The organism is Streptomyces sp. NPDC052012 (assembly GCF_040689265.1).
Taxonomy (GTDB): Bacteria; Actinomycetota; Actinomycetes; order Streptomycetales; family Streptomycetaceae; genus Streptomyces.
In genome coordinates this window covers 154,120-167,043 of sequence record NZ_JBFAXA010000009.1, presented here as the reverse complement: position 1 = coordinate 167,043, position 12,924 = coordinate 154,120, and the positions used below count along the sequence as shown (strand labels likewise).

13 protein-coding genes are annotated in these 12,924 nt (G+C 71.5%); 7 read left to right on the top strand and 6 right to left on the bottom strand.

Annotated features, from left to right (window positions below):
* Positions 1–26 precede the first annotated feature (26 nt).
* From AB0412_RS18060 to AB0412_RS18045, 4 genes are all read left to right on the top strand, one after another.
* Positions 27–980: an ABC transporter ATP-binding protein gene (locus tag AB0412_RS18060; protein WP_366403538.1), complete on the top strand. Its 954-nt coding sequence runs from the start codon at positions 27–29 to the stop codon at positions 978–980.
* Positions 981–982: 2 nt separating this feature from the next.
* Positions 983–1,756: an ABC transporter permease gene (locus AB0412_RS18055; protein WP_366403537.1), complete on the top strand. Its 774-nt coding sequence runs from the start codon at positions 983–985 to the stop codon at positions 1,754–1,756.
* A gap of 120 nt (positions 1,757–1,876) precedes the next feature.
* Positions 1,877–3,121, top strand: a complete 1,245-nt coding sequence (locus AB0412_RS18050) for an ABC transporter ATP-binding protein (protein ID WP_366403536.1) — start codon at positions 1,877–1,879, stop codon at positions 3,119–3,121.
* Entirely contained in the window at positions 3,118–3,978 is an 861-nt protein-coding gene (locus AB0412_RS18045) for an ABC transporter permease subunit (RefSeq protein ID WP_366403535.1), read from the top strand. Before AB0412_RS18050 ends, AB0412_RS18045 begins: the two co-directional genes overlap by 4 nt.
* A 22-nt stretch (positions 3,979–4,000) precedes the next feature.
* On the opposite strand, the gene AB0412_RS18040 is transcribed toward AB0412_RS18045, so the two are convergent.
* Positions 4,001–4,333: an ATP/GTP-binding protein gene (locus AB0412_RS18040; RefSeq protein WP_366403534.1), complete on the bottom strand. Its 333-nt coding sequence runs from the start codon at positions 4,331–4,333 to the stop codon at positions 4,001–4,003.
* Positions 4,334–4,575: 242 nt separating this feature from the next.
* Between AB0412_RS18040 and AB0412_RS18035 the strand changes: the two genes are divergently transcribed.
* Positions 4,576–5,604: an LLM class flavin-dependent oxidoreductase gene (locus tag AB0412_RS18035; RefSeq protein ID WP_366403533.1), complete on the top strand. Its 1,029-nt coding sequence runs from the start codon at positions 4,576–4,578 to the stop codon at positions 5,602–5,604.
* 86 nt (positions 5,605–5,690) lie between these two features.
* Here the strand turns inward: AB0412_RS18035 and AB0412_RS18030 are convergent, their stop codons facing one another.
* Positions 5,691–6,083, bottom strand: coding sequence for an SCO5389 family protein (locus AB0412_RS18030; RefSeq protein WP_260830645.1), 393 nt, complete (start codon positions 6,081–6,083; stop codon positions 5,691–5,693).
* A 346-nt stretch (positions 6,084–6,429) separates the two neighbouring features.
* Here AB0412_RS18030 and nucS point away from each other — a divergent pair, with 346 nt between their 5' ends.
* Positions 6,430–7,101 carry an endonuclease NucS gene (gene nucS / locus AB0412_RS18025; protein WP_366403532.1) on the top strand — a complete coding sequence of 224 codons (672 nt, stop codon included), beginning with the start codon at positions 6,430–6,432 and terminating at the stop codon, positions 7,099–7,101.
* Between the two features lie 68 nt (positions 7,102–7,169).
* Here nucS and AB0412_RS18020 read toward each other — a convergent pair whose 3' ends face one another.
* The 4 genes from AB0412_RS18020 to AB0412_RS18005 all read right to left on the bottom strand — a co-directional run bounded on the left by AB0412_RS18020 (position 7,170) and on the right by AB0412_RS18005 (position 12,055).
* A complete protein-coding gene (locus AB0412_RS18020; RefSeq protein ID WP_366403531.1) occupies positions 7,170–9,698 on the bottom strand; it encodes an ATP-binding protein in 2,529 nt (842 codons plus the stop codon).
* Positions 9,699–9,962: 264 nt separating this feature from the next.
* Positions 9,963–10,286, bottom strand: a complete 324-nt coding sequence (locus AB0412_RS18015; protein WP_260826540.1) for an STAS domain-containing protein — start codon at positions 10,284–10,286, stop codon at positions 9,963–9,965.
* A gap of 153 nt (positions 10,287–10,439) precedes the next feature.
* Complete coding sequence (locus tag AB0412_RS18010; RefSeq protein WP_366403530.1) at positions 10,440–11,288, bottom strand: 3-hydroxyacyl-CoA dehydrogenase family protein; 849 nt, start codon at positions 11,286–11,288, stop codon at positions 10,440–10,442.
* 125 nt (positions 11,289–11,413) lie between these two features.
* On the bottom strand, positions 11,414–12,055 hold the full coding sequence (locus tag AB0412_RS18005) for a helix-turn-helix domain-containing protein (protein WP_366403529.1): 642 nt from the start codon (positions 12,053–12,055) through the stop codon (positions 11,414–11,416).
* Between the two features lie 80 nt (positions 12,056–12,135).
* On the opposite strand from AB0412_RS18005, the gene AB0412_RS18000 reads away from it, so the two are divergent.
* A complete protein-coding gene (locus AB0412_RS18000; RefSeq protein WP_366403528.1) occupies positions 12,136–12,918 on the top strand; it encodes an ATP-binding cassette domain-containing protein in 783 nt (260 codons plus the stop codon).
* Positions 12,919–12,924: the final 6 nt, after the last annotated feature.

Sequence of the window (12,924 nt, the reverse complement as noted above, 5' to 3'; positions counted from 1 at the left end):
CTTTGTCCCGTTTTAGCGTGGGGCTCATGATCGAGCTCGAGGGGCTGACCAAGCGGTACGGCGAGAAGGTGGCGGTCGACAATCTGACGTTCACGGTCAGACCGGGCATCGTCACGGGCTTTCTCGGTCCCAATGGGGCGGGCAAGTCGACCACCATGCGGATGATGCTGGGCCTCGACCGGCCCACCGCCGGTGACGTCCGGATCGACGGCAAGCACTACGACCAGCTGAAGGACCCGCTGACGTACATCGGCGCGCTGCTGGACGCCAAGGCGATGCACGGCGGGCGCAGCGCCTTCAACCATCTGCTGTGCCTCGCACAGAGCAACGGCATCCCCCGGCAGCGGGTGCACGAGGTGCTGGACACGGTGGGGCTCACCGCCGTGGCGCGGAAGAAGGCGAAGGGGTTCTCCCTCGGCATGGGTCAGCGGCTCGGCATCGCGGCCGCGCTGCTGGGCGACCCGCGGATCCTGATGTTCGACGAGCCGGTCAACGGCCTCGACCCCGAGGGCATCCACTGGATCCGCACGCTGATGAAATCCCTCGCCGCGCAGGGCCGTACGGTCTTCGTCTCCTCGCATCTGATGAGCGAGATGGCGCTGACCGCCGACCACCTCGTGGTCATCGGCCAGGGCCGGCTGCTCGCCGACACCTCGATGGCCGAGTTCATCGAGCGCAACTCCCGCTCCTACGTCCGGGTCCGCAGCCCGCAGCGCGAGAAGCTGCTGGACGTGCTGCACCAGGCCGGGATCACCGCCGTGGAGAGCGGCAACGGGGCGCTGGAGGTGGACGGCGGCAAGGCGGAGTACATCGGGGAGCTGGCGGCCCGGCACCAGCTGGTGCTGCACGAGCTGAGCCCGCAACAGGCCTCTCTGGAGGAGGCGTTCATGCAGTTGACCGCGGAGTCCGTGGAGTATCACGCGCACTCCGACGCGCCGGTCGCCCCGCAGGCGTGGGGCGAGGGCTGGAAGAGGGGCTGAGCATGGCGGCAACGCAGGTCGTCCGGTCCGAGTGGACCAAGATCCGGTCGGTGGCGTCCACGGTGTGGACGCTGTCCCTGGCGGTGGTGGTCACCATCGCGCTCGGCATGCTGATCTCCGCGCTGTCGAGGAACGAGTTCGACGACATGAGCGCCCGGGACCGGCTCTCCTTCGACCCGACGTTCATCAGCTTCGCCGGGATGAGCCTCGGTCAGCTCGCGATGATCGTGTTCGGGGTGCTGGTGGTGTCGAACGAGTACAGCACCGGCATGATCCGCGTCTCGCTGGCGGCGGTGCCGCAGCGCGGCACCTTCCTGTTCAGCAAGATCGCGGTGGCCACGGCGCTCGCCCTGGCCGTCGGCATGGCCACCAGCTTCGCCGCGTTCTTCCTCGGCCAGGCGATGCTCGGCGAGCACAAGGCCTCCCTCGGGGACGACGGGGTGCTGCGGGCCGTGCTCGGCGGCGGGCTGTACATGACCCTGATCGCGGTGTTCTCGATGGGCGTGGCGGCGATGCTGCGCTCGCCGATGCTGTCGCTGGGCATCCTGATGCCGTTCTTCTTCCTGATCTCCAGCATCCTCGGCAACGTCGACGCGACGAAGAAGATCGGGCAGTTCCTGCCCGACCAGGCCGGCAGCAAGATCATGCAGGTGGTCCCGCCGGTCGGCGACGACACCCCGTACGGGCCCTGGGGCGGCCTCGGGATCATGCTGCTGTGGGTGCTGGCCGCGCTCATCGGCGGTTACCTGCTGCTGAAGAAGCGGGACGCCCAGTGAATGATCGGGAAGGACCGGTTTTTACCTCGCCTTGAGCGGAACCGTCAGCGCCTCGATATCCTCCTAACCCTTACGGGGGCGTGTGCCCCGCTGACCTGAACCTTTCGATGGGTGCGGAGCATGATCGAGGCAGTCGGCCTGACCAAGCGGTACGGCGACAAGACCGCTGTGTACAACCTTTCCTTTCAGGTGCGGCCCGGAGCCGTCACCGGCTTCCTGGGCCCCAACGGCTCCGGCAAGTCGACGACGATGCGGATGATCCTCGGCCTGGACAATCCCACCGCCGGACACGTCACGATCGGCGGCTATCCGTATCGCAGGCTGCCCAACGCCCCCCGCCAGGTCGGCGCGCTGCTGGACGCCAAGGCGGTGCACGGCGGCCGGTCCGCCCGCAACCATCTGCTGTGCCTGGCCCAGCTGTCGGGCATCCCCGCCCGGCGCGTGGACGAGGTGCTCGGCGTGGTCGGCCTGCACGAGGTGGCCGGAAAGCGGTCCAAGGGCTTCTCCCTCGGCATGGGCCAGCGGCTCGGTATCGCCGCCGCGCTGCTCGGCGACCCGCAGGTGCTGCTGTTCGACGAGCCGGTCAACGGTCTCGACCCCGAGGGCATCCTCTGGGTGCGCAACCTGATGAAGTCCCTCGCGGCGGAGGGCCGTACGGTCTTTGTCTCCTCCCATCTGATGAGCGAGATGGCGCTGACCGCCGACCACCTCATCGTGATCGGCCGCGGGCAGCTGCTGGCCGACATGAGCGTGAAGGACTTCATCTCGGCCAACTCGGCCGACTTCGCCCGCGTGCGCACGCCGGACACCGAGCCGCAGGCGCGGGAGAAGCTCTCCGCGGCCATCACCGAGGCCGGCGGGCACGTTCTGCCCGAGCAGGACGGTGCCCTGCGGGTGACCGGACTGCCGCTGCCGCGCATCAGCGACATCGCCCACGACCACGACGTACGCCTGTGGGAGCTGTCGCCCCACCAGGCCTCGCTGGAGGAGGCGTACATGCGGATGACGCAGGGCGCGGTCGACTACCGCTCGACCACCGACCAGAAGGAAGGGCTCCAGCAGCCGCTGCCGCCCGGCGTCCAGCCGCCGATGCCGGTACCGGGTCAGGGCCAGCCGGGCTGGTACGCCCCGCCGCCGCCCCAGCAGGGCCAGCCCTATGGGGCACCGCAGGGAGCGCTACAGGCCCCCGCGGGCCCGTACGGCGCTCCGGGCACCCCGGCGCCGGCCCCGGGTGCCCCCGTGGCCAACCCGTACGCCCAGCCCGCCGCGCAGGCGCCCCAGGCCCCGGCCGCGCCCGCCGCCGCGCCCGCCGCTCCCGCGACCGCCCCCTCCTCCGACCTGACCAAGCCCGAGGACGCCCGATGAGCACGCCCCAGCCCCCGATGCCGCAGACCGCCGCACCCGAGTGGCAGGCCCCCTACTCCGGCTACACCTCGCCGATCCCGGTGGTGCGCACGCACCTCGGGCACGCCATCGCCTCCGAATGGACCAAGATCCGGTCGGTGCGCTCCACGATGTGGACGCTGGGCGTGTTCGTCCTGCTCGTCGTCGGCATCGGTCTGCTGACCGGTCTCGTGGTCGCGAGCCAGGACGCCGACCTCGGCGGCGAGAGCCCGCTGGGCCTGGGCTTCTTCGGGCTGCTCCTGGGCAGCATGTGTGTCATCACGCTGGGCGTGCTGACCACGGCCTCCGAGTACGGCACCGGCATGATCCGCACCACGATGGTCGCCTGCCCCTCCCGCGCGCGGGTGCTCGCGGCGAAGGCGATCGTCTTCTTCCTGGTCGCCTTCGTGGTGACCCTGGTGTCCGCCTCGCTGATCGGCTTCCTGCACGTGGCGATGCTGGAGGGCAACGGCGCGAAGGACCCCTCCGGCGGTGAGTGGCTGAAGGGCACCGTCGGCGTCTCGCTCTACGTCGCCCTGCTCGGCATGCTGTCGCTCGCGATCGGCTCCATCATCCGGCACTCGGCGGGCGCCATCACCATCATGATCGGCGCGCTGCTCGCACCGCTGGTGATCGCCCTGTTCATGTTCTCGGAGTCGCTGAAGGACGTGCAGCAGGCGCTGTTCGAGTACTCGGTCCCGAACCAGATGAGCATCTTCTACGCCAACTCCCTGAGCGAGTCCGGCCCGTCCGGCTGGGACCCGCTGTGGATCATGCTCGGCATCACGGCCGCCGCCCTGGCCGGTGCCTTCGCCCTGCTGGAGAAGCGGGACGTGTGACCGCCTAGGGAGAGCCCGGCCTTCAGAACCTGGGCGCGTTACGGGACCGCTGCACCCGCGTGGTGCGGCGGTCCTTCGCGTTCCAGCAGGCCTTGTGCCAGTGCCGGCGCTCGTCGACGCCCGAGAACTCGGGCCAGGCCACCACGTGCGGCACCCCGTCCGGAATCAACTGGTCGCAGCCCGGGCAGCGGTACGCCTTGCCCTGCGCGCTGGCGCCCGCCACATGCCGTACGCTCCACTCCTCGCCCTGCCAGTTCTCCGTGGACTGCCAGCCGCCGTAGCGCCCGGAGCGGTCGTCCTCGGCGCTCCGGCCGGACGAACCGGCTCCCTTGGGTCGGTTGCGACGCGGGGACACAGGACACCTCACGGGGCTATACAGGATGCACGGGCCGGATCCAGCCTACGCGTCGCGAGCATGGGTACGCGTAGGGCACCAATCGTCACAAGTCCCCACCCCGGCGATGCGGTGCCCTCTCGCGAGCGGCTCATTCTGCAGACAATCCGCAAATTCCCCCGCCCGGCCGTGTCCTCGGCACGTGTCAGACGGTTATGCCCTGTGGGGGAGCTCCGCGTCGGAGCCAAGGAAGCAGGAAAGCAATGCGCGTTGGAAGTTTCGTGTTGGCCGCCCAGTTCCCCGGGCAGGGCGAGGGGGAGGCGCTGCACCGCGCGGTCCGCTCGGCCGAGGTGGCCGAGGAGGCGGGGCTCGACACGGTCTGGCTGGCCGAGCACCACTTCGTGCCGTACGGCACCTGCCCGTCGGCGGTCACGCTGGCCGCCTTACTGCTCGGCCGCACCCGCCGCCTCAGGGTCGGCACGGCGGTCAGTGTGCTGCCCACCGTCCACCCCGTGGCCCTCGGCGAGCAGGCCGCGCTGCTGCACATCACCAGCGGCGGCCGGTTCACTCTCGGCGTGGGCCGCGGCGGGCCGTGGGTCGACCTGGAGGTGTTCGGCTCGGGCCTGGAGGCATACGAGAAGGGGTTCCCGGAATCACTCGATCTGCTGGTGCGCTGGCTGCGCGAACCGTCCGTCGGAGCCGACGGCGAGCGCTTCCGGTTCCGTGAAGTCCCGGTCGTGCCCCGCCCGTCGGAGGCGCTCACGGAGACGGAGGGCCCCGAGGTCGTCGTCGCCTGCACGTCACCGTCGAGCGTGCGGCTGGCCGCCGAGCGCGGACTGCCGATGCTGCTCGGGATGCATGTGGGCGACGAGGAGAAGGCCGAGATGGTCGCCCTGTGGCGGCAGCACGCCCGCGCGAGCGGGCGGACGGCCGAGGAGATCCACCGCGCGGCCCACGTCTCGGCCGGCGTCTGCCAGATCGCCGACCGGCGCACGGACGCGGCGGAGACGCTGCTGAAGGCGATGCCGGGCTGGCTGCGCCAGGGCCTCGCGGCGCATGTCACGGTGGACGGGCGGACCCGGCAGATGCGGGACCCGCTGGCGTACACCGAACTGCTCTGCGGGCTGCACCCGGTGGGCACCCCCCGCCTGTGCGCCGACCGGCTGGCGGCGACCAGCGAGCGGACCGGCATCTCCCGTTTCGCGCTGCTCGTCGAGGGCTCCGGCGATCTCGCGGCGACCGAGGAGAACGTACGGCGGCTCGGTGCCGAGGTGCTCCCCCAACTCGCCTGAGATGAGCGGGGATTCCATGGAGGCTTGCCGCCCCTGTACTGACTGCACCTCCCGCGTACGGAGCGGCAAGCGAACGATGGGGCGCGTCAGCAGTCGCGCAGTTCCGGCGACTGGTTCAGCAGCTGACTGCGGACCGAGGTGAAACGGGCCAGCGTCTCGTCGACCGAGGAGTCAAGCGGGAACACGGCCACCCGGTGGCAGTTCTGGAAGGCCAGCCGTACACCGAAGTGCCGTTGCAGCGCGCCGCGTATCGCGTCACTCGCGAGCGCACGCAGCAGCTGACCGCGTGCCTGCTCGTCCGGCGGGGGCGTCTGGTTGTCGGCGAAGGCTCCGCCGTCCACCTTCAGCTGGGCCACCAGGGAGCTGATCATCTCCCACGCATAGGGCAGGGAGGTCCGGACGCAGTCGACGAATTCAGCTTCGTCGACCTCGCCTCGCTCGGCCTGTTCGAGTAGGGCCGGTGAGACGTCGAGCGACATGGGTTCTCCTCTCGCACCCCCAACGAGCAGGGGTTGCCTGACAGATACGGGAGCCCGCGCAATCGGACACGCTGCGTACACACCTCGCGACCTCCCGTTCAATACGGTAAGCAACGGACGGTGACCGCACCAGGACATTGTCCGTATGGGGAACTTCCTGTGGGCAGGTAATCGGCCATCGCGGAACACGCGTTTTCCAGGAGATTCAGGACGTGTCGCGGGGGCCTGGAGGGACGCTTGGGGGGCCGTCTCCGGGGTGGCGGGAGGGCGTGCGGGGCGGCGGACCGCAGGGCGGATCCGAGGGCGAATCGCGTCGGGGCGGGGCGGTCGAGTAGCGTTGCCGACCATGCGTCTCGTCATTGCCCGCTGTTCCGTGGACTACGCCGGACGGCTCACCGCGCACCTGCCGTCGGCACCCCGTCTGATCCTGGTCAAGGCGGACGGCAGCGTCTCGATCCACGCCGACGACCGGGCCTACAAGCCCCTGAACTGGATGTCGCCGCCCTGCACGCTCAAGGAGGGCACGGGTGAGGAAGAGGGCGTCTGGACCGTCGTCAACAAGGCGGGCGAGAAACTCATCATCACCATGGAGGAGATCCTCCACGACTCCTCGCACGAACTGGGCGTGGATCCCGGCCTGATCAAGGACGGCGTGGAAGCACACCTCCAGGAGCTGCTCGCCGATCGGATCGAGACACTCGGCGAGGGCTACACCCTGATCCGCCGCGAGTACATGACCGCCATCGGCCCCGTCGACATCCTGTGCCGGGACGCCGAGGGGCAGACCGTGGCGGTGGAGATCAAGCGGCGCGGCGAGATCGACGGTGTGGAGCAACTCACCCGCTATCTCGAACTGCTGAACCGCGACCCCCATCTCGCCCCGGTGCGCGGCATCTTCGCCGCCCAGGAGATCAAGCCGCAGGCCCGCGTGCTCGCCGCCGACCGCGGCATCGGCTGCCAGGTCCTCGACTACGACGCGCTGCGCGGCATCGAGGACGACAAGCTGCGGCTGTTCTGAGCGCCGCCGGGACAGACGCCGGGCCGGGTTCCGTGTCGGGAACCCGGCCCTTCGTCACGCGGTGGGCGTCAGATGACCGTCCCGGAGCTGCCCGAGCCGCTGGGCGTTCCCGCGCCGCTGCTCTGCGGGGCGCTCGCCGAGCTGCTCGTCCCCGCGGGGGAGGACGGAGCGGGACCGCTGGCCGTGTCGCTGGTGGCCGGCGGCGGGGGCTCGGTGTCGGTGGGCGGCGGGGTCTCGGTCTCCGTCTCGGTCGGATCCGGGTCGGGCGTGGTCGGATCCGGCGACGGGGACGTCGGCGGCTTGGTCGTCTTCGTCGGCTTGGAGCTCGGGGTCTTCGACGGCGACTTCGACGGTTCGCCCGGCTCGGTGCTCTCGTCCTCGGACGGCTCGGCCGACTCCGAGCCCGTCGGGGTCGGCCTCGGATCGTCGGCCGTGCCCAGCGTGCCGTCCGGGCCCGGGTCGGTGGGCCGGCTCGTGGCCTCGCCGGTGTCTCCCTCGTCCCCGGCCGCCGGGTCGGCGCCCAGGCTGCCGTCGTCGATGCCCTGGCTGGCGGACGGGTTGACGCCGACCCGGTCGGACGGGTTGTCGGCGTCGCTGTCCGACGTGGCGCCGAGGGTGACCACGGTGCCCAGCACGGCGACCAGCAGGGCGCCCGCGCCGGCCGCCACGAGGTTGCGCCGGGCCAGGCCCTTGAGCCCGCCGCCCGCCTTGTGCGAGGACGGGGCCGAGGGCGCGGACGCCGTGCGGTTGATGATCAGCGCGGTGTCGGAGGGCGGCTGGAGCTCCGGGAAGGCCGTCGGCACCCCGCGGGGCGGCGAGGCCGACTCCTCGACGTGCGCCTCGGGCACCTCCTCCCCCGCGGTCGGCGCGAGCGCGAGCGGGGTGCCGGAGCGGTCGGCGACCAGCGCGAGCGCGCGGCGGCCGGCGACGGTGCCGCGCTTGTCGGCGAGCGCGCCGCGCAGCCCGATGGACGCCTCCAGCTCGGCGCGGGACCGGTCGAGCTGCCCGGCGCACAGGGCGAGGATGCCGAGCTCGTGGTGGAAGTAGGCCTGTTCGCCCACGTCCCCGGCGAGCCGGGCGGCCTCGGCACCGGCCCGCAGCGCCCGCTCCCAGGCGCTCCAGTGCAGGCCCGCGGCGAACGCGGGCGCGGCGGTGCGGGCCAGTTGCACGGCGACGCTCTGCTCGCCGTCACCGGTGGCGGTGGTGAGGGGGGCGAGGACGCTGAGCGCGGCGAGGACCGCGTCGGCCTCGGCGCACACCCGCTCGGGGGTGACCGAGGGGTGTCCGGCCCACCAGGCGTAGTGCTGGGCGGCGGTGCGGGCCTGGGCCTCGAGGCCGTCGGCGTATCCGGCGGCTTCCAGCTGGGCCATCACCCCGGCGGCGAGCCGGTAGTGGGAGCCGACCGGGGAGACCAGCCCGCAGGCGGCCAGCTCGCCGAGCGCGGCGTCCGCGTGGGTGTCGCCGACCAGGGCGGGCAGATGCGCCTGGTGGGGCACCTCGCCGCCGAGCGCCACGGCGAACCGCAGGGTGGCGCGGGCGGAGGCGCCGAGCCGGGAGGCCAGCAGCGGCGCGGGCGCGGCGGCGTCGCCGAGGGCGGGCAGCGGGACCTCGTCGCCGTCCACGGTGTCGTAGGGCAGGTCGCCGGGGCGGGCGTCCGCGAAGACGCCGAACTCGTCGACCGCGCCCGCGCCGGCGCGCATCCGGTCGCGCTGCCGCAGCAGGGCGCCGGCCTGGACGAAGCGCAGCGGCAGGCCCTCGGACTCGAACCACAGGTCACCGGCCCAGTTCGACTCGTCCTCGGTGAGCCGGCGCCCGACGGCGTGCTCCAGCAGGTCGAGGCCGGCCGCGCGGTCGAGGCCGTCGAGGACGACCTCCTCCACGCCCGCGTCGGCGGACGGCGCGGGGACGTCCGGGGTGGCGCCGAACAGGAAGGCGCACTCCGGGGTGGCGTCCAGCAGCTCGTCGAGGGCGGCACCGCCGAACTCGAGGTCGTCCAGGACGACGACGGCACCGATCTCACGGACGTGCTCGACCAGTTCGGCCCGGTCCGGGCGGTGCAGCGGCGCGTTGTGGACGGCGTAGAAGAGGTCGTGGAGCAGGTCGTCGGGGGTGCGGCGGTGGCCGCTGAGGCGGACGACGCCGTCCGGGGCGAGGTCCGCGCAGTCCTCGGCGACGATGTCGAGGAGCCGGGTGCGGCCCGATCCCGCGGGGCCGGTCAGGCGCACGGAACGGCCGCGGGCGAGCAGCCGGACCAGCTGCTCGCGGGTGTCCTGCCGGGCCAGCAGCGGCAGCGTGGGCTGCGCGGGGCCGGGCGGGACGGGCGGCCGGGCCGCGCGTTCGACCTCGGCCCGTTCGGCCGCGTCGAGCTTCACGGGCCGGGCGGGCCGTTCGGCCGGCGGGCAGGGCTCTATCTCGCTGCCGTCGACCGGGTTGACGGTGAGCAGGAAGTCGCCGGAGACGAGCTGCACCGTGCGGGCGAGCGCGGGCGCGTGCTGTCCGAAGTCGGATGTGAGGGAGTCCCGGGGCGGGCGCTGGCGCGGTGCGTCGTCGTCACCGTGCCGGCCGTACTCCTCGGGTCCCGGGTTGTTCGGGTCCATAGGTACCTAGCCCCCCAAAAGCGTCGTGTGCCTGAGTCCGCGGATGAGGACCCAAAGCCCCTCCCGGCCTTGCTGTGCACACCGCGCTGTCGCTTCTGGTCCGGGCCCGCTCGAGGGTTGCAAGGCAGCGGGCAGCCGAACCCTAAACCTTCGCTCAGTATCTACGACAGTCCGGGGTACCGCGCCGCCCGAGACGTCACAGTCTCGTGAGGATTGTGCGGACCGCACGCGGCGGGCCTCACGTCGACGGCCCGCAGCGGGGGCTCACACCCGAGGCAGGGTGTCCACCCCGATGCCGCCCTCGATCGCCAGGATCCGGTGCAGCCGGGTGGCCACCAACAGGCGCTGCATCTGCGGCGGTACGCCGCGCAGCACCAGCCGCCGGCCGCAGCGGCCGGCCCGCCGGTGGGCCCCCATGATCACCCCGAGTCCGGTGGCGTCCCAGGAGTCCAGTTCGGACAGGTCCAGCACCAGGTCGCCGACTCCGTCGTCGACGGCCGAGTGCAGGACCGTACGGGCGTCCGCCGCGCTGCGGACGTCGAGGCGGCCCCCGACGACCAGCTCGGCGTGGTCGCCCTTGATGTGCATATGCGCTCCCCGTGCCTGCGTTCCGTGCTCCGTGTGTTTCTGATGCCGGTGATGCAACCTCTGACTGCCTGGAGGCCGTCGAGGTTGCTGGCTGTAAGCGAACCGATACCGAATTCACCCCGGCGTGTGATGCGCGCCGGGGTGGGTGCGATGTCAGTGCTTGTAGAAGCCCTGCCCGCTCTTGCGGCCGATGTCACCGGCGTCAACCATCCGGCGCATCAGCTCGGGGGCGGCGAACTTCTCGTCCTGGGACTCCGTGTAGATGTTGCTGGTGGCGTGCAGCAGGATGTCCACGCCGGTCAGGTCGGCCGTGGCCAGCGGACCCATGGCGTGGCCGAAGCCGAGCTTGCAGGCCAGGTCGATGTCCTCGGCGCTCGCCACGCCCGACTCGTACAGCTTCGCGGCCTCGACGACGAGGGCGCAGATGAGGCGGGTGGTGACGAAACCGGCGACGTCGCGGTTGACGACGATGCAGGTCTTGCCGACGGACTCGGCGAACTCCCGCGCCTTGGCGAGTGTTTCGTCGCTCGTCTTGTAGCCGCGGACCAGCTCGCACAGCTGCATCATCGGCACCGGCGAGAAGAAGTGGGTGCCGACGACCCGCTCCGGGTGCTCCGTCTCGGCCGCGATCTTGGTGATCGGGATGGCAGAGGTGTTGGAGGCGAGCACCGCGTCCTCGCGGACGATCTTGTCGAGGGCCCGGAAGATCTCGTGCTTGACCTCGAGCTTCTCGAACACGGCCTCGACGACGACGTCCGCGTCGGCGCAGGCGTCCAGGTCGGTGGTCGCGGTGATGCGGGCGAGGGCGGCGTCGGCGTCGTGCGCCTCCATCCTGCCCTTGCTCACGAACTTGTCGTACGACGCCTTGATGCCGTCGGTGCCGCGCGTGAGCGCCTCGTCGGTGACGTCGCGCAGAACGACGTCCCAGCCCGCCTGAGCGGAGACCTGGGCGATACCGGATCCCATGAGACCGGCCCCGATGACGGCGAGCTTGCGTGCCACTGTGCGACTCCCATGATACGCGCTGTCGTTGTGCTCTCGGGCGGACACTAGCGCCCGTGAGGGGCCGTGTGGCGGGTTAGTAACGCGCGTCACGTCTCAAATGACGGACGTCACACCACCACCGGTCAGCGAGCGCCCCGGACGGCGTACTTGAGCACCTTGGGACTCAACAGGTCCTCCATCTCGTCCAGCAGGACGAGGGCCTCGCGGGAGACCTCGGAGGGTCGGCCGCCGGCGAGCATGCGCTCCCCGATGGTGGCGACGACGGTTGAGTGCAGCCAGTTGATCTGACCGGCCATCAGGCGGGGCGCCGGGTCGTCGTCGCCCGCGCCGGTCTCCTCGCGCAGGGTCCGCTCCAGGTTCACCAGGACCTCCTGGCCGATGGCCCACATCCGGGAGCGCAGCGTGGGTGAGTCCTGGATGACCCGCATGAACTTCGCATAGCCGTCCATCAGGCCGATCCGGGGCGAGACCGACTCGACCTCCTCGCGCAGTTCCCGCAGCACCGCCTCGGCGGCGGACTCGCCGTCGCGCCGCCCGCGCACCCAGCGCGAGAGCCGGTCGACGACACCCTTGGAGCGGTCGAGGAACAGGTCCTCCTTGGCCGGGAAGTAGTTGTAGACGGTGTTGACGGAGACGTCCGCCGCGTCCGCCACCTCGGCCACGGTCACGGCCTCGAAGCCCCGCTCGATGAACAGGGCGGTGGCGACGTCGGAGATGTACTGCCGGGTCTGCCGCTTCTTCCGTTCCCTGAGTCCTTCGGCCATGTCCGCATCCTAGCTTCGCTGGGCCCACTGAAAACTTGGGGTCGTTGCAAAATTTCAGCGCCTCTGTTTTTCTGTGGGGCATGGCAATCATCAGCACCGCCTCACTCGCCCGTTCCTTCCGGACGAAGCACGGCACCGTCGAAGCCGTCCGGGGCATCGACCTGACCGTCCGCGAGGGGGAGATCGTCGGCCTGCTCGGCCCCAACGGCGCCGGCAAGACCACCACGCTGCGGATGCTCACGACCCTGCTCGCCCCCACCGGCGGCGCGGCCACCGTCGCCGGGCACGACCTCGCGACCGATCCGGCCGGGGTGCGGCGGGCCTGCGGCTACGTGGCCCAGAGCGGCGGGGTCGATCCGCACCTGACCGTGCGGGAGGAGCTGATCACCCAGGGACGGATGTACCGGCTCACCAGGGCCCGGGCCGCCGAGCGCGCGCAGGAGCTCGCCCGCGAGCTGGACCTCGCGGACCTGCTGGACCGCACGTGCGCCGCGCTCTCGGGCGGCCAGCGGCGCCGCCTGGACATCGCCATGGCGCTGACGCACGACCCGAGGCTGCTGTTCCTCGACGAGCCGACGACCGGCCTCGACCCCGGCAGTCGCACCGCCCTGTGGGACCTGGTGCGCCGGCTGCGCGACGACCACGGCACGACGGTCTTCCTGACCACGCACTACCTGGACGAGGCCGACGCCCTCTGTGACCGCCTGGTCGTCGTCGACGGCGGCACGGTCGTCGCCGAGGGCACGCCGGGCGCGCTGAAGCTTCGGTACGGCGGCTCGATCGACGCCACGCTCCAGGACACCTTCCTCGCCATCACCGGCCGCAGTGCCGCGCAGGCCGACCCGACCCCCGTAGCCGTCTAGGAGGCG